The sequence below is a fragment of the Pseudomonadota bacterium genome, assembly GCA_038533575.1.
Classification (GTDB): Bacteria; Pseudomonadota; Alphaproteobacteria; order Rhodobacterales; family Rhodobacteraceae; genus Shimia_B.
On record JBCAYL010000006.1, the window covers coordinates 1 to 16105 of the forward strand.

Sequence of the window (16105 nt, forward strand, 5' to 3'; positions counted from 1 at the left end):
CACGTGCACATAGGTCACCTCGCGCACCAGCCGGTCGATCCACACGCCCTGCCCGTCCGCGAGATCGCGCGCGCTCAAGACACGCCGCGCCGCCTCTTCCAGGGTGGAGAAGCTGCGCACCGCCTCGGCCTGCGCCTCCGTCAGCGCCGCCTGGGCGGGGTGAAAGCTCTCGGTTTCGAGACCGTTGGCAAAGACAATCTCGTGTCGCTCGAAAAGCACGTGCACATAGGTCACCTCGCGCACCAGCCGGTCGATCCACACGCCCTGCCCGTCCGCGAGATCGCGCGCGCTCACGAGCACCTCCTCGGAATTGAAGAGCGCCCGTGCCTGCGCGCCCTTCACGAGCATCCGATGCTCCGGTGAGACGACAAGCTCGGCATCGGGCCGCCCGGAGCCCAGCGCCGCCGACCGGAGCCGTACCGGCGCAAGCTCCGGCATGACATGGAGCCGCGCGCCTGTTATGCGGCGCGACCCCACCCAGAGCACCTCCTGGAGGCCGTTATCCTTGGTCTGGACCTTGTCGCCGGGCTTCAGCGCGGCCACGTCGGCCGCCCCATCGCCCAGCCTGATCTGGGTCCCGGGCGTAAAACAGATCATGCGCCCCGCCTCGGGCGCTGTGCGCACCGTGCGGTCGAGCGCCGGCGCGATGCGCGCCGCCACGATCCAAAGGTCGATATCGGCAGGTGGTACGTCGTCCACGAACATCGCAAGCGGGCGCGCGCCCGGCACGTCCACAAGCGTCACGACGTAGGCCGCGCGTCCATCCGTGACGACAAAGCAGTCGTCCCGGAGCGGCGCGAAGTCCGCGAGATCGACATCCTCGAGATCTGCCGTGTTTGCGCGAGCTGCGCCGACAAGCCTGCGGACTCTCTCCGCCGCTCGCCTGCGCAGCTCAGCGTCTCCGTTTGCCCCGTCTAGCCGCAGTATCGCGCCCGGCCCGTCCACGCGGACCACGTCCCCCGTCCAGCGCCAGGTCTTACTCGCTGCCAGCGCCGATGGGATCGCGGCGGTTTCGCCGTCTGTTTGCGTCTGCGACCAGGAGATGACGAACGTGCCTCGAAAGCCCGTTTCCATGCCTGACGTCCTGCCCCGAGTGTTTTTGTTCAATGCTGCCGAGACAGCATTCTCACCCTTATGGAAGATGCGTAGCACAGGGTGATTCGCGCTGGGAATCCCTAAAGTGATTCGGTCGCGTAAAAAGTGCAGCGGCGCCGCAGGAGGATCGCATGGTGCGCCCGCTATCCGGATGGAGCACAGGGCCCACGCGCGCTCTGGTCGGCGGGCGGGGGTGGGCGGGCGGGCCGTCCGTCGATCAGCGCGCGGGTGGGCCCTGCCCGACGTGATGCAGAGGCGCCTAGCTTTCGAGCAAGGCGCGTAGCTCGGTCTTCAGCACCTTGCCGTAATTGTTCTTCGGCAGCGCCGCGATCTCGCGGTAAACCTTCGGCGCCTTGAAGCGCGCGATGTTGGCGCGGCAATGGGCATCGAGGGCGCCCGTGTCAAGCGCACCGTCGCAGGCCACGAAGGCCACCACGATCTCGCCCCACTCCGCGTCCCGCTGCCCCACGACCGCCACCTCGCGCACGCCCGGATGCGTGAGCAGCACCTCCTCCACCTCGCGCGGGTAAACGTTCGAGCCTCCTGAGATGATCAGGTCCTTCAAGCGATCCACGAGCGTCACATACCCGTCGGCGTCCATGTGCCCCATGTCCCCGGTCCAGAGCCATCCATCGCGCACGGTCTTCGCGGTGGCCTCGGGGTTGTCCCAATAGCCCAGCATCACCGGCGTGCCCGCCACGGCGATCTCGCCCACCTCGCCGCGGGGCAGCTCGCGCCCGTCCTCGCCGAGGATCCGCACCTCGACCACCGATTGCGCTGTGCCCACCGAACCGAGACGCGCGGCCCAGCGCCCATGGGCGCGGTCGGCCACGTCTGCGCGCGAGAGCGCCGTGATCGCCATGGGGCACTCCCCCTGCCCGTAGACCTGCACGAAGCGCGGCCCCATCACCTCAACCGCCTCGATGATGTCGGCATTGTACATGGGCCCGCCTGCATAGACGATCGTCCGGAGCCCCTCCCCCGTGGCGCCCGTGGTCTTCGCATGGTCCACGAGCCGCCGCACCATCGTGGGCGCGGCGAACATGTGCACCGATCCGAGGCGTGGCGCGAGCGCGAGGATCTCGCCGGGATCAAACCCGCCCGAGCGGGGCACCACGTGCCGCGCGCCGCGCATCACATGCATGAAGTTATAGATGCCCGCCGCGTGGCTCATCGGCGCGGCATAAAGCGCGGCATCCTCGGACAGCACGTCATCGACATCGACGAAATAGCTCAACGCCATGGCCTCGATATTGCCCGCGCTCATCATCACGCCCTTGGGCCGCCCCGTCGTTCCCGACGTGTAAAAGAGCCAGCAGAGATCGCCCGCCGCCATGGGCGCGGGCGCGTCGAGCGGCGCATGCCCGTACCAGCCCGGAAGCTCCCCGGCCTCCACCACCGCCACGTCGGTCTCGAGCGCCGCGCCGATATCGGCGCTCACGATCGCCAGTTCCGCGCGGGCATTGCCGAGGATCCATTCCGCCTCCCGGGCATGGAGCTTGCCGTTGATGGGGATAGCCGCCGCCCCTGACCACCAGATGCCGTAGAAGGCCTCGAGATATTCCGTGCGGTTGGTCATGAAGATCGCCACGCGGGCGCCGGGGCCGATCGCCCGGGCACGCAGCGCGCCGGCGATGCCCGCGGCGCGCCGCGCGAAGGTCGCGTAATCGGCCACCACCTCCTCCCCGCTGAGAAGCGCCGGAGCCTCCGGTGCCCGGAGCGCCGTCCGCGCAAGCCATTCCGCTGGATTCATGCCCTGCCCTCCCGGCGTCACCATGGCCGCCCGCGCGACCCATTTCAAATCTTGACCGGGGCCGTGACCCCGGCCACCAAACACCCATGACAACCGGACGATGCCTCTGCGGTGCCACGAGCTGGGAATTCGACGGCGCGCCCGTCTGGTCCTGCTACTGCCATTGCGACGATTGCCGGCGCAACTGCGCGGCCCCCGTGGTGGCCTGGCTCGGCGCGCCGCGCGAGCTCTTCCGCTGGACAGGGGCCGCGCCACGCACGTTTCAGAGCTCCCCAGGCGTCGCGCGCCATTTCTGCGCAGACTGCGGCACGCCCCTGGGCTTCGAGGCCGATCACTATCCAGGCGACATGCATCTCTACGCCGCCTCCCTCGACGACCCCGCAGAGTTCACGCCGGAGTTCCACGTCTTCTGGACCGCGCGCCTCCCATGGCTCCCGCTCAAGGACGACCTGCCGAAATATCCGCGCTCGCTGAACGAGGCGCCGCCCGAGCTCCGCGCGCGGCACCCCTAGGCCGGGCGTCAGCCGGGCGCCCGCCCTAGCCGCACTTCGAGTAGCCGCAATTCGCACATGTCATGCAGCCCTCGATCATGCGCATCTCGAAGCTGCCGCAGCTCGAGCACGCCGCGCCCGGGCGCGCCTGCATCTGGTGCACCTCCGCCTGCGGGTCGGCCTTCAGGCCCATCCCTTCGCCCGCGATGAACCCGATGGAGATCAGGTGCTGCTCGATCACGCCGCCGATGGCCGCCAGGATGGACGGGACGTATTTGCCCTGCATCCACGCCCCGCCACGAGGGTCGAACACGGCCTTCAGCTCCTCGACGACGAAGCTCACATCCCCGCCGCGCCGGAAGACCGCCGAGATCATCCGCGTGAGCGCCACCGTCCAGGCGAAATGCTCCATGTTCTTCGAGTTCACGAAGATCTCGAAGGGCCGCCGCTGCCGCCCGAGCACGATGTCATTGATCGTGATGTAGAGTGCGTGCTCGCTGTCGGGCCATTTGAGCTTGTAGGTGGAGCCCTCGAGCGCCGCGGGCCGGTCGAGCGGCTCGGACAGGTGCACGATATCTGCGCCCCCCGCCGGCACCTCGAGCGCGGCGATCTGCGTGGCGTGCTCCACGTCCCGGCCCTGCGCCGGGACCTCCGCCTCGGCCTTCGCATCCTCGGAGACCGAAAGCACCGAGCCCGTCACATCGTTCGGTCGATACGTCGTGCAGCCCTTACAGCCCTGATCCCAGGCAGCCATGTAGACATCCTTGAAATCCTCGAAGGAAATGTCGGCGGGGCAGTTGATCGTCTTCGAGATCGAGCTGTCCACCCAGCGCTGCGCCGCCGCCTGCATCCGGACATGCTCGAGCGGGGCAAGAGTCTGCGCGTTCACGAAGTAGTCGGGCAGCGGCGCGTCGCCCCTCAGCTCGCGCCACATCTGCACCGCGTAGTCGACCACCTCTTCCTCGGTTTTCGAGCCATCGGGCTGCAGGACTTTGCGCGTGTAGGCATAGGCGAAGACCGGCTCGATGCCGGAGGACACGTTGCCGGCATAGAGCGAGATCGTCCCCGTGGGCGCGATCGAGGTGACGAGCGCGTTGCGGATTCCGTGCTCGGCCACCGCTGCGCGGACCTCTTCGGGCATGGTCTGCATCGTCTCCGAGGCGAGATAGGCGTCCCGGTCAAAGAGCGGGAACGGCCCCTTCTCTTTCGCCAACTGCGCCGAGGCCAGGTACGCGGCCCGCGCGATGCGGCCCAGCCAGCGATCGGTGAGACGCGCTGCCTCCTCCGAGCCATAGCGCGAGCCCACCATGAGGAGCGCATCGGCGAGCCCCGTGACGCCCAGCCCGATCCGGCGTTTGGCCTCGGCCTCGCGCGCCTGCGCCTCGAGCGGGAAGCGGGAGGCATCGACGACGTTGTCCATCATCCGCACCGCGGTCGTCACGAGATCATCGAGCGCGCCCTCGTCGAGCGCCGCGCCCTCGGAGAAGGGCTCCGGCACCAGCTTTGCGAGGTTGATCGAGCCGAGGAGGCACGCGCCATAGGGCGGGAGCGGCTGCTCGCCGCAGGGGTTCGTGGCCGCGATCGTCTCGCAGTAGTTCAGGTTGTTGGCGCGGTTGATGCGGTCGATGAAGATCACACCCGGTTCGGCATAATCGAACGTCGATTGCATGATCTTGTCCCAAAGGTCGCGCGCCCGCACCGTGCGGTAGGTCTTGCCGTCAAAGACGAGGTCCCAGGGCTTGTCGGCTTTCACCGCCTCCATGAACGGATCGGTGACGAGCACCGAGACGTTGAACATGCGGAGCCGCGCGGCATCGGATTTCGCCTCGATGAAGGCCTCGATATCGGGGTGATCGCAGCGCAGCACCGCCATCATCGCGCCCCGGCGCGAGCCGGCCGACATGATCGTGCGGCACATCGCATCCCACACATCCATGAAGGAGAGCGGGCCGGAGGCATCGGCGGCCACGCCCGCCACAGCGGCGCCCTTGGGCCGGATCGTGGAGAAATCGTACCCGATCCCGCCGCCCTGCTGCATCGTGAGCGCGGCCTCTTTCAGCATGTCGAAGATGCCGCCCATGTCGTCGGGGATGGTGCCCATGACAAAGCAGTTGAAGAGCGTCACCTTGCGCCCGGTGCCCGCGCCCGCGGTGATCCGGCCGGCGGGGAGGAACCGAAAGTCCTCCAGAGCATTAAGGAATTGTTCCTCGTGACGGTCCGGGTCCGTTTCGACACTTGATAGGGCCCGGGCCACCCGCGCCCACGTATCGTCGACCGTCTCGTCAAGCGGTGTTCCATCCGCATCCTTGAGGCGGTACTTCATATCCCAGATTTGCTCGGCGACGGGCGCAGTGAAGCGGGTCATGACAGAACCTCAATATCTAGCGGTGAGTGCGTCAGGTAGTGTTTGCAGCATAGCCGGCCACCACATCTAGATGTAGCTTCCTTTGCGCCGGGAATCGCAATATATAGAAAGTCGCGGCATCTGCACAACATCTGGTGGCCCATGGCACACGTGAACCTAGTCAAACTATGCGTCGGCGCAGACAGCATCGCCGATCTGGAGGCCTGGCAGGCCGAGCGCCGTTCCCGAGGGCTTACGCATCGCCACGTCACCCGCATGTGGCCGAAGCGCGAGACCGAGATCCTCGAGGGCGGCTCGCTCTACTGGGTCATCAAGGGCGTGATCCTCTGCCGGCAGCGCGTGCTCAGGCTCGACGAGGTGATCGGCCAGGACGGGACGCGGCGCTGCGGGATCGTGCTCGACCCCGCGATCGTCCGCACCACGCCCGCGCAGCGCCGCCCTTTCCAGGGCTGGCGCTACCTGTCGGCGGAGGACGCGCCCGCCGATCTCCGGTCCTCGGAAGCGCGTGAAAAGCTGCCGCCCGGCCTCGAGCTCGCGCTCTCCGAAATCGGCGTCCTCTGAGGCTGCGTCACTCTGTCCATCGTCTTGGCGGCATCATGGCTGGCCCGTGGTATGCACTGGTCTACCTCGGCATCGAACGGACATGAGGGACCCCAAGAATGGACATCCGCATCGTACTCGGCGTCGTGACCCTGCTCTTCGCCTACCTCGCCTTCTTCAGCGAGGGCGACCATTCCATCAACATCGTCGATAAGTTCACCGTCTTGGTGGAAGACGAGGCGTCCGCCGAGGACAGCGACAGCTAGGCGAGCCGTGCGCGCAGCGCCTCGAGTGCTGCTGCATCGCCCTGCGTGAGCTCCGCGCCGAGCGACTGGAACAGAGTCGCCTGGCTTTGGTGAATGAGACCGTCCTCCAGCACGCGCAAGTGGTTGGCCGTGAGGGTCGCGCCTGTCGAGGTGATATCGGCCACGGCCTCCGCCGTCTCGTTCTTGACCGTGCCTTCCGTGGCGCCCTGGCTGTCGACGAGCTGGTAATCGGCCACACCGTGGGCCGCCAGATGCTGCCTCACCAGGCGATGGTATTTCGTGGCGATGCGCAGCCGGAAACCGTTCCGCGCACGGAAGGCAGCGGCGACGGCATCGAGATCGTGGAGCAACGTACAATCGGTCCAGAAGGCCGGGACGGCCACGACGAGATCGGCATGGCCAAAGCCCATGGGCGCGAGCTCCGCCACCTTCGTCTCCCACGCCGCGAGCTTTTCGCGGATGAGGTCGGATCCGGTGACACCGAGATGGATGCGCCCGTCAGCGAGCTCCCGCGGGATCTCGCCAGCGCTCAGGAGGACCATTTCGAGGCCGTCGATGCCCTCCACGCGGCCCACATATTCGCGGTCACCCCCGGCCTTCGAGAGCACGACGCCGCGCGCGGCAAACCACGCGAAGGTCTCTTCCATGAGCCGGCCTTTCGAGGGCACGCCAAGCTTGATCACGCGCGGCCCTCCCGAAGCAGTGTCACGAGGTCGGGCCGGATCACGCCGCCCACGGCGGGCACGGCGCGGCCCTGGCCCAGCACGCGCGTGAGCGCATCGTAGCGCCCGCCCAGCGCCACCGGCGGCAGCGCCGCGTGGGTGAAGCCGAAAACGAAGCCGTCATAGTATTCCATGGCGGTGCGCCCGTAGGTCACTTCGAAATCGAGCGCCCCAGGCGCGATGCCTCGGGCCTCCAGCGCCGTGATCCGCTCCGTGAGCCGCGCGAGCGGCGCGCCGATGGCGGGCATCGTCTCGACCGCGGCGGCAAGCGCGTCGAGCGCCTCGGGCAGCGGGCCCGCGATCCCGATGAGGGCCTCGAGCGCGCGTCGCGCCCCGGCGTCGAGCGGCGGCGTGGCGGCGTCCTCGTCCATCCGCGTGCGGCGCTCGATCACCTCGGCCATGGAACGCAGCCCAATCTCGGGGCCAGCCTCCGGCGTCTTCGGCCCCGGCTGCGCCGCGGAAAAGCGATCGAGCAGCGCGCGGAAGCGACGCGGGCGCCAGAGATGACGCATGAGCGCGTCCTTGCGGGGGCCGGAGGTTTCGAGCCCCTGCACCGCCGCGCGCAGGATCGCCATGTCGCCCATCACGGCGCGGAGCGGCAAGCCCGCGAGCGCCGCGTGGAAGGCCGCGAAAAGCTCTGCCTCAACCTCCGCGGGCCCCTGCCCGTCAAAGACCTCGTAGCCCACCTGCGGGTATTCGCTCGGGCGGCCAGTGTCCTCCTCCTGCCGGCGGAAGACCGGCCCGGCATAGGTGTAGCGCGCGGGCTCCGCTCCCTGGCTCATATGCATCTGCACGACAGGCACGGTGAAATCCGGGCGCAGCATCTGCTCGCCCCGGAGCGGGTCTTGCGTGGTGTAGGCGCGGGCGCGGATATCCTCGCCGTAGAGGTCGAGAAGCGTGTCCGCCGGCTGCAGGATATCCGCCTCGATACACTGCGCGCCGAGGGCCTCGAAGCCGTGCAGGAGCGCCTCGGTCGTGGCGCGGACGGCCTCACTCACCTCGCTGGGCCTCTCGCATCTTCTGCACCTCGGCCACGAGGTCCCCGCGCGCGATTTCGATCTGGCTGGGCCGCGCCTTCCATTCCTCGAGGCTCGCATCCTTGGCGATCTCGGCCCCGGCGATGAGGTCCTTGAGCTGCACCTTGCCCGCCGCGAACTCGTCCGAGCCCGCGATGACGGCGATGCCCGCCCTGCGCGTGTCGGCGTATTTCATCTGGTTGCCGAAGTTCTTCGGGTTGCCCAGATAGACCTCCGCCCGGATGCCCGCCTGCCGGAGCTCGGCGACCATGGCTTGGTAGTCGGCCATGCGCGCGCGGTCCATGACGGTCACGACGACGGGCCCCTCCGCGTTTTGCGCGATGCGCCCCTTGGCGCGGAGCGCCGCCAGCAACCGGTCGACGCCGATGGAGACCCCGGTCGCCGGTACAGCCTGCCCCGTGAAGCGCTTGACGAGATCGTCGTATCGCCCGCCCCCGGCCACGGAGCCGAACTGGACGGTCTGCCCCTTCTCGTTCTGGACTTCGAAGGTCAGCTCCGCCTCGTAGACCGGGCCGGTGTAGTAGCCGAGGCCCCGCACGACGGACGGATCGATGACGATGCGGTCTGGCCCGTAGCCACCCGCCGTCAAAAGGGCGGCGATCTCTTCGAGTTCAGCCACGCCCTCGAGACCGACATCGGAGCCATCGACCAGTCCGCGCAGCGCGGCAACCGTCTCCGGGCCCGTGTCGCGGCCCGCCTGCATGAAGCCCATGACGACCTCAGCCTGCGCATCGCCGAGCCCGGCACCTTGCGTGAAATCCCCACTCTCATCTTTGCGCCCATCACCGAGCAGTGCGCGCACGCCCTCCGGCCCCAGCCGGTCGAGCTTGTCGATGGCGCGAAGCACGATGCCGCGCTCGGCCCCCTTGTCCTCGACCGCCAGCCCCGCGACCTCCATCACGCCGTTCAGCACCTTCCGGTTGTTCACCCGGATCACGTAATCCCCGCGGGCAATCCCCACGGCCTCGAGCGTATCGGCGAGCATGGCGCAGATCTCGGCATCGGCGGCCATGGACGCCGTCCCCACCGTATCCGCATCGCACTGGTAAAACTGCCGGAACCGCCCCGGCCCCGGCTTCTCGTTGCGCCAGACCGGCCCCATCGCGTACCGGCGGTAAGGCGTGGGCAGATCGTTGCGGTGCTGGGCATAGACCCGCGCGAGCGGGGCGGTCATGTCATAGCGCAGCGCTACCCAGGCTTCGTCGTCCTCCTGCCAGGCGAAGACGCCCTCGTTGGGCCGGTCGACATCGGGAAGAAACTTGCCCAGCGCCTCCACCGTCTCCACGGCGGAGGTCTCCAGCGCGTCGAAACCATAAAGATGGTAGACCCCGCGGATCGCCTCCAGCATGGCGGCGCGCTCGGTCACCTCGGCCCCGAAATAGTCGCGAAATCCCTTGGGCGTGACAGCCTTAGGGCGGGGGGTCTTCTTCACTTTGGCCATGGGTCTCCTCCAGCGCAGGGAGCTAGTAGCGGCGCGCGCGAGGCTTGGCAAACGGCTCTGGCGCGGCCATGAGGAGGCATGGAGCCGATCGAAGAAAAACTCGCCCATCTGGAGCGGCTGGTGGATGACCTCAACGCCGTCGTGACGCGGCAGGATCGCGAGATCGCCACGCTCACCGCCCGGGTGACGCTCTTGATGGAACGTGAAGCGGCGCGGGAGGCCGAGGGCGGTGGCGGCGCTGTCTTCGGCGACGAGCGCCCTCCTCACTACTGAGCACGCAAAAAGTCTTGCGAAGACTTTTGCCAAGACTTTTCACAAAAGTCTTGGGCGCGCGGGGTTACCCATGCACGTCAGCCACCGTCAGGGGGGTGGTGCCACGGGCCTTTCTCTCCTCCTCGATCACCGCATCGGGGAACTGGCTCATGAAGCAGCAGCAGACCCCTTCGTCGATCATCGTGCGCGGCCCGTGAGGATGGGCGATGTGCCGGTAGGTGCCGTGGGAATGGCCATGATGGTGGTGATGGTGCCCGTGGCCATGCGAATGGCCATGATCATGCGCATGGTCGTGATCATGATCGGGGCCACCCGCCTCGTCGTCATCGGGATCGCGGTATTCAGCATGGTGGTGATGCACGTCCACCTCGCCGCGCGCCAAGCGCGCCTTGAAGGACGCCATGAGATCGCGGTCATCGGCCATCTCGCCCGTTTCGGCCTCCTTGATCCGCTCCACGAAGGTGTCGATCACGTGGGCCTGGTCGGCGAGGTAGTGCGCCTTCAGGATCTCCACGCCTGGCGCCCCGGCTGCCACGCGATCCACGTAGCCGTAGATCCGGTCGATGAGGCGCCCGGAGAAAAGGAAATAGGGCGCCACGACGATGCGCTTGAAGCCGAGCTTCAGCGCCATTTCGAGCCCGCGCCCCACCGACGGGTAGGTTACGCCGCTATAGACCGTCTCGGCCCAGCCGAAGCCCAGGTTTTCCGACACGATCCGGCAGAGCCGCGCGGCCTCCGCATTGGCCAGCGTATCGGAGGTCCCGCGCCCCACGACGACGAGCATCGTGTCGTAAAGGTCCCCGTCATGGACATGATCCACACCGAGCGCCTCGAGCACGCGCGCCTCGAAGGCGGCGATCATCTGCGGGTGGAGGCCGAGTTCGCGCCCGTAGCTGATCTCGAGGCCGGGGTGCTTTTCGGCGTAGGTCGTCAGCACCGAAGGGATATCGTTCTTGGCATGCGTTGCGGCAAAGAGCATGCCCGGCACGGCGAGGATCCGCGTCACGCCAGCCGCGCGCAGCCGGTCGAGCCCCATGTGAATGTTGGGCGCCGAGTATTCGAGGAAGCCGTATTCCACAGGCGTCTCCGGGTATCGCGCCTTCAGCCCCTTGGCGAGGAGCGCGAACTCCTCTTCCGCGATCTTCGCGCGGCTGCCATGGCCGCAAATCATGATGCCCGTCGTCATGGTCTCTCCTCCTGTGCGCCCCGCCTGCGCGTCGCCGCCTAGCCCGCCCGGCCCGCCAGCGCAATCATTCGAGGACTTTGAAGTCCTTGGCCACCACCACGCCCTCATAGATCAGCATGTCCGCCCAGGTGGGGTTGGTCCCGAAGCGCTCGTAGACGCTCACGAAGACCGCGCTCCGCTCCAGGATGCGAAAGCGAGAGGCTGCGCAGGCCTCGCCCACCGGCCGCCCACAGACCCGGGCCCGGATCGCGCGATACTGGCGGTCGGTATCGGTGAAATTGGTGGTGTTGAGATCGTCTACCACACGCGTGGTCTCGTAGGCCGTCGCGCCCCCGAAGATCGCGAGGGCGGCCATGAACTTGCGCGGGCAGCCATCGGGAAAGCCGGTGATGTAGTGGGGCCTCAGGGCGATGGTGGACGGATCGGTGTCATAGAGCCGGTAATCCCGCCCCCGCGCCGGGAACCGCGCCACGCGAGTGCCGAGGCTGGCGCGCGGCGTGTCGCAGGCCACCACGATATCGCCATAGGCCAGAGCCTCCCCGTCAAAGGGTACGGCCGGGCCGCCGCCCCCGCCCGGGAAGCCCGCCCCGCAGGCAGAGAGAAAGAGCAGCGCGAAAAGGCTCGCCGCCCTCACAGCTCTTCGACCATGAGCACCCCGGGCAGCGACTTCAGCGCCGATTTCACTTGCGGCGACACGGGGAAGCCATCGCCCAAATCGAGCTCCACCTCTCCCGGCAGGGCCGGATCCATGAGGCAGAAGCGAAGGGGACCCTTGGCACCTCTCAGCACGGTCTCGGGCAAGCCGGCGATCACGCTGGCCACGGACGGCACCGCGCTCTCTTCTTCGACGAACACCTTGAGGCCAGAGGCCCCGACCTGCGCCACGGCGCTGTCGATCGGGGTCACGGCGCGACCGAGGAGCTTGAGCTGGTCGGCCTCCATCGTCGCCTCCACCTGCACGACGACCTTCGAGCCGGGCTCGAGATGCTCACGGGCGGTCTCGAGCGTGTCCGAGAACATGGTGACCTCGTAGCTCCCCGTGGGGTCCGAGAGCTGCACGAAGGCGAAGCGGTTGCCGCGCGCGCTCTTGCGCTCCTGTCGGCTGGTGACCGTGCCCGCGAGCTTGCCCACTATGGCGCCCGTGCGTCCTGCGGCCTCGGTGAGGTCATCGAGTGTATGCACGCCCGTGCGCTTCAGCGGTGCCATGTAATCGTCGAGCGGGTGACCCGAGAAGTAGAAGCCCACCGCGGCGAATTCCTCCGCAAGGCGCTCGGCGGGGAGCCAGTCCTCCACGGGAGCGAGGCGCGGCTCTGGCAGATCGTCGCCCGCCTCGCCAAAGAGCGAGACCTGGTTGGAGGACTTCTGATCGTGGATCGCCGCCGAGTAGGCGATGAGCGCGTCGAGCGACTGGAAGACGCGGCGCCGGTTTGGATCGAGCTCGTCGAAGGCTCCGGCGCGGGCCAGCATCTCGAGGGGCCGCTTTCCCACCCGCTTGAGATCCACGCGGCGCGCGAAATCGAAGAGCGTGGCGAAGGGTTTTTCCCCGCGGCCCTCGACGACGAGGCGCATGGCATCGACGCCCACGTTCTTCAGAGCGCCCAGCGCGTAGACGAGCGCGCCGTCGCGGACGTCGAAGGTCGCTTGAGACCGGTTCACGCAAGGCGGCGTGTAGGGCAGTGCCAGCGTCTTCTTCACCTCGTTGAAATAGAGGCTGAGCTTATCGGTGAGGTGGATGTCGCAGTTCATGACGCCGGCCATGAACTCCACCGGGTGGTTCGCCTTGAGCCACGCCGTCTGGTAGCTCACCACCGCGTAGGCGGCAGCGTGGGACTTGTTGAAACCGTAATTGGCAAACTTGTCGAGAAGGGCCCAGGTCTCCTCAGCCTTGGCCTTGTCGACGCCGTTCTCGGCAGCACCGGCGAGAAATTTCGGCTTCTCGGCGTCCATTGCCTCCTGGATCTTCTTTCCCATCGCCCGGCGCAGCATGTCGGCCCCGCCGAGCGTGTAGCCCGCCATCTGGCGCGCGATCTCCATCACCTGCTCCTGGTAGACGATGATGCCCTGCGTCTCGTCGAGGATGTGATCGACGGTGGGGTGGAGGAAATCGCGCTCAGAGAGCCCGTTCTTCACCTCGCAATACTTAGGGATGTTCTCCATGGGCCCCGGGCGGTAGAGCGCCACGAGGGCCACGATGTCCTCGATGCAGTCGGGCTTCATGCGCTTCAGCGCGTCGATCATGCCCGAGCTTTCCACTTGGAAGACTGCCACCGTCTTGCCGGACGCGTAGAGCTTGTAGGAGGCCTCGTCATCGAGCGGGATCGCGTTGATCTCGTTTTCCGTCCCGGGCTCTGGCACGTAGAGCTCGGTGCCGTCGCCCGCGATGTGGATGGGCCGCCCGGCGGCCTTGATCAGGTTCACGGCGTTTTCGATGACGGTGAGCGTCTTCAGACCCAAGAAGTCGAACTTCACGAGCCCGGCCTGCTCCACCCATTTCATGTTGAACTGCGTCGCGGGCATGTCCGAGCGCGGGTCCTGGTAGAGCGGCACGAGGGCATCGAGCGGCCGGTCCCCGATCACGACACCGGCGGCGTGGGTCGAGGCATTCCGCAGCAATCCCTCCACCTGCTGGCCGTAGGTCAGGAGCCTGTCCACGACCTCCTCGGCGCGCGCCTCTTCCCTCAGACGCGGCTCATCGGCCAGCGCCTTCTCGATGGAGACGGGCTTCACACCCTCGACGGGGATCATCTTGGAGAGCCGGTCCACCTGCCCGTAAGGCATCTGCAACACGCGACCCACATCCCGCACGGCGGCCTTGGAGAGCAAAGCGCCGAAGGTGATGATCTGGCCTACCTTGTCACGGCCATATTTCTCCTGGACGTAGCGGATGACCTCCTCCCGCCGGTCCATGCAGAAGTCGATGTCGAAATCCGGCATCGAGATCCGCTCGGGGTTGAGGAAACGCTCGAAGAGGAGGCCATAGCGGAGCGGGTCGAGGTCCGTGATCGTGAGCGCGTAGGCCACGAGCGAGCCCGCGCCCGAGCCGCGCCCGGGGCCCACGGGAATGCCCTTGTCCTTCGACCACTGGATGAAGTCGGCCACGATGAGGAAGTAGCCCGGAAAGCCCATCCCCTCGATGATGCCGAGCTCGAAGTCGAGCCGTTCCTGGTAGGCCTCGGGCGTCACCGCGTGGGGGATGACTGCAAGGCGCGCCTGCAGCCCCTCATTGGCGAGGCGGCGCAGCTCGGCCACCTCGTCATCGGCGAACTTCGGCAGGATCGGGTCACGCTTCATGGCCTTGAAGGCGCAGCGACGGGCGATCTCCACGGTGTTTTCGAGCGCCTCGGGCAGATCGGCGAAGAGCGCGGCCATCTCCTCGGGCGTCTTGAGGTAGTGCTGTGCGGTGAGCCTGCGTCGCGGCTCCTGCTGATCCACATAGGCGCCCTCGGCGATGCAGATCAGCGCATCGTGGGCCTCGTACATGTCGGGCTTCGGGAAATAGGCGTCATTCGTGGCCACGATGGGCAGGTCCATCGCGTAGGCCATCTCGATCAGCCCGCGCTCGGTGAGCCGCTCCGCCTCTGGCTGGCCGTCTTCGCCCGGGTGGCGCTGCAGCTCGACATAGAGCCTGTCGCCGTAGATCGCCGCCAACCGCTCCATAAGCGCCTGCGCCTTGGGCCGCTGCCCGGCCTGCAGGAAGCGGCCCACGGGGCCATCTGGCCCGCCCGTGAGGCAAATCACGTCGCCCGCGTTTTCCGCGAGCTCCTCCAGCGAGACCTGCGGAAGCTGCCCGCCCTTGTCGATGTAAAGGCAGGAATTGAGTCGCATGAGCGCCTCGTAGCCCGCCTCGGACTGCGCGAGCAGCACCACCGGCGCGGGCGGGCGCGGCCGCTCCCCCGGCTGGGCCGGATCATGGGTGACATCGACCTGGCATCCGATGATGGGCTGCACGCCTGCCTTCGCAGCGGTCTCGGAAAACTCGAGCGCGCAGAACATGTTGTTGGTGTCGGTCACGGCGATGGCGGGCATCTGCATTGCCGCGGCCATCCCGGGCAGCTTCTTCAGCCGTACCGCCCCCTCGAGAAGTGAGTATTCCGTGTGCACACGCAGGTGGATGAATCGGGGGTCTGAGGCCATGGCCGTACCATATGTTGTGTCCGCGCCGGGGAGAAGCAATTAACGCTAGCCCGCCCGCCCCTCTCACCGTAGGCTTTTGGCATTTAAGGGCTCATTCAAAAGGGCCCGATCGTATTCATACCCGGGCTCGATGAGGGGCCCATCGTTCTTTTCATCGGATGCTGTCCGCGCACTTTCGTTTTCCGGCGCGGCCCCGCATCGCCAGTTGGTTATGTCCCATGATGGCCACGTCGCCACCCCGTCCCTCGACCCTGCTCAAGGCAGTGCTTTTCGTTGCGGTGATCCTTGCCGCACTCTGGCTCGGCAGCTGGATCCGGGACGCGCTCGACATGGCAATCATGCCCGAGAAGGACGGGATCATGTTCCGCACGCTGCTCGTCATCGTGCTCGTCTACGTCCTCATCCTTGCCACGCCCTTCCTGCCGGGGGCCGAGATCGGCCTGGTGTTGCTCACGGCCTTCGGCGCCCCCATCGCGCCGATCGTTTACCTCGCAACGATCATCTCGCTCACGATCAGCTACACGATTGGCCGCACCGTGCCGCCAGAGGTGACTGCGCGCGCGCTCGAGCGCGTGGGACTGCACCGCGCGGCGGCGTTCCTGCGCGAGATCCGATCCCACCCACGAGAGGAACGGCTCGAAGTGCTGCTCGCATCCGTACAGGCCCCCTGGGCGCGCAAGGGCACGCGGCTCCGCTACCTGGTGCTGGCGCTCCTGCTCAACATGCCAGGCAATGTCGTGCTCGGCGGCGGTGGCGGGCTTTGCATGGTGGCGGGCCTGAGCCGCGTTTTCCATCCGGGCCT

The 16105-nt window shown here is 67.2% G+C and carries 14 protein-coding genes; 5 read left to right on the forward strand and 9 right to left on the reverse strand.

Going from position 1 to position 16105, the window contains the following annotated elements; translation table 11 throughout:
* The coding region (locus tag AAFM92_16605) for a Hint domain-containing protein (protein ID MEL7302001.1) at nt 1-1074 on the reverse strand (1074 nt) is incomplete at its 3' end.
* 280 nt (nt 1075-1354) lie between these two features.
* Nucleotides 1355-2848 (reverse strand): AMP-binding protein, encoded by a 1494-nt coding sequence (locus AAFM92_16610; GenBank protein MEL7302002.1) that lies wholly within the window; start codon nt 2846-2848, stop codon nt 1355-1357.
* An 86-nt stretch (nt 2849-2934) separates the two neighbouring features.
* Here AAFM92_16610 and AAFM92_16615 point away from each other — a divergent pair, with 86 nt between their 5' ends.
* Nucleotides 2935-3360 carry a GFA family protein gene (locus AAFM92_16615; protein MEL7302003.1) on the forward strand — a complete coding sequence of 142 codons (426 nt, stop codon included), beginning with the start codon at nt 2935-2937 and terminating at the stop codon, nt 3358-3360.
* Between the two features lie 25 nt (nt 3361-3385).
* Here the strand turns inward: AAFM92_16615 and AAFM92_16620 are convergent, their stop codons facing one another.
* On the reverse strand, nt 3386-5704 hold the full coding sequence (locus AAFM92_16620; GenBank protein ID MEL7302004.1) for an adenosylcobalamin-dependent ribonucleoside-diphosphate reductase: 2319 nt from the start codon (nt 5702-5704) through the stop codon (nt 3386-3388).
* Nucleotides 5705-5845: 141 nt separating this feature from the next.
* Here AAFM92_16620 and AAFM92_16625 point away from each other — a divergent pair, with 141 nt between their 5' ends.
* Nucleotides 5846-6265, forward strand: coding sequence for a DUF1489 domain-containing protein (locus AAFM92_16625; GenBank protein MEL7302005.1), 420 nt, complete (start codon nt 5846-5848; stop codon nt 6263-6265).
* A gap of 98 nt (nt 6266-6363) precedes the next feature.
* Nucleotides 6364-6510, forward strand: a complete 147-nt coding sequence (locus AAFM92_16630; protein MEL7302006.1) for a hypothetical protein — start codon at nt 6364-6366, stop codon at nt 6508-6510.
* Here AAFM92_16630 and hisG read toward each other — a convergent pair.
* The 3 genes from hisG to hisS are packed head-to-tail and all read right to left on the reverse strand — an operon-like array spanning nt 6507 to nt 9710.
* A complete protein-coding gene (hisG, locus tag AAFM92_16635) occupies nt 6507-7193 on the reverse strand; it encodes an ATP phosphoribosyltransferase (protein ID MEL7302007.1) in 687 nt (228 codons plus the stop codon). The genes AAFM92_16630 and hisG overlap by 4 nt on opposite strands.
* The gene (locus AAFM92_16640; GenBank protein ID MEL7302008.1) at nt 7190-8230 is read right to left on the reverse strand and encodes an ATP phosphoribosyltransferase regulatory subunit; all 1041 of its coding nucleotides are present in this window, start codon (nt 8228-8230) and stop codon (nt 7190-7192) included. The genes hisG and AAFM92_16640 overlap by 4 nt, the downstream gene beginning before the upstream one ends.
* A complete protein-coding gene (gene hisS / locus AAFM92_16645) occupies nt 8223-9710 on the reverse strand; it encodes a histidine--tRNA ligase (GenBank protein MEL7302009.1) in 1488 nt (495 codons plus the stop codon). The genes AAFM92_16640 and hisS overlap by 8 nt, the downstream gene beginning before the upstream one ends.
* Nucleotides 9711-9788: 78 nt before the next feature.
* Between hisS and AAFM92_16650 the strand changes: the two genes are divergently transcribed.
* A complete protein-coding gene (locus AAFM92_16650) occupies nt 9789-9983 on the forward strand; it encodes a SlyX family protein (protein MEL7302010.1) in 195 nt (64 codons plus the stop codon).
* 64 nt (nt 9984-10047) lie between these two features.
* Here AAFM92_16650 and AAFM92_16655 read toward each other — a convergent pair whose 3' ends face one another.
* The 3 genes from AAFM92_16655 to dnaE all read right to left on the reverse strand — a co-directional run bounded on the left by AAFM92_16655 (nt 10048) and on the right by dnaE (nt 15303).
* A complete protein-coding gene (locus AAFM92_16655; protein ID MEL7302011.1) occupies nt 10048-11169 on the reverse strand; it encodes a sirohydrochlorin chelatase in 1122 nt (373 codons plus the stop codon).
* A 64-nt stretch (nt 11170-11233) separates the two neighbouring features.
* Nucleotides 11234-11803 carry a hypothetical protein gene (locus AAFM92_16660; protein ID MEL7302012.1) on the reverse strand — a complete coding sequence of 190 codons (570 nt, stop codon included), beginning with the start codon at nt 11801-11803 and terminating at the stop codon, nt 11234-11236.
* Nucleotides 11800-15303, reverse strand: coding sequence for a DNA polymerase III subunit alpha (dnaE, locus tag AAFM92_16665; GenBank protein MEL7302013.1), 3504 nt, complete (start codon nt 15301-15303; stop codon nt 11800-11802). The genes AAFM92_16660 and dnaE overlap by 4 nt, the downstream gene beginning before the upstream one ends.
* A gap of 218 nt (nt 15304-15521) precedes the next feature.
* Here dnaE and AAFM92_16670 point away from each other — a divergent pair.
* A partial coding sequence (locus AAFM92_16670; protein ID MEL7302014.1) for a hypothetical protein occupies nt 15522-16105 on the forward strand: 584 nt, incomplete at its 3' end.

Bases quoted from the DNA above. Each gene is read 5' to 3' on its own strand.
- AAFM92_16610 (MEL7302002.1), bottom strand. From the start codon at position 2,848: ATGAATCCAGCGGAATGGCTTGCGCGGACGGCGCTCCGGGCACCGGAG.
- AAFM92_16615 (MEL7302003.1), top strand. From the start codon at position 2,935: ATGACAACCGGACGATGCCTCTGCGGTGCCACGAGCTGGGAATTCGAC.
- AAFM92_16620 (MEL7302004.1), bottom strand. From the start codon at position 5,704: ATGACCCGCTTCACTGCGCCCGTCGCCGAGCAAATCTGGGATATGAAG.
- AAFM92_16625 (MEL7302005.1), top strand. From the start codon at position 5,846: ATGGCACACGTGAACCTAGTCAAACTATGCGTCGGCGCAGACAGCATC.
- AAFM92_16630 (MEL7302006.1), top strand. From the start codon at position 6,364: ATGGACATCCGCATCGTACTCGGCGTCGTGACCCTGCTCTTCGCCTAC.
- hisS (MEL7302009.1), bottom strand. From the start codon at position 9,710: ATGGCCAAAGTGAAGAAGACCCCCCGCCCTAAGGCTGTCACGCCCAAG.
- AAFM92_16650 (MEL7302010.1), top strand. From the start codon at position 9,789: ATGGAGCCGATCGAAGAAAAACTCGCCCATCTGGAGCGGCTGGTGGAT.
- AAFM92_16655 (MEL7302011.1), bottom strand. From the start codon at position 11,169: ATGACGACGGGCATCATGATTTGCGGCCATGGCAGCCGCGCGAAGATC.
- dnaE (MEL7302013.1), bottom strand. From the start codon at position 15,303: ATGGCCTCAGACCCCCGATTCATCCACCTGCGTGTGCACACGGAATAC.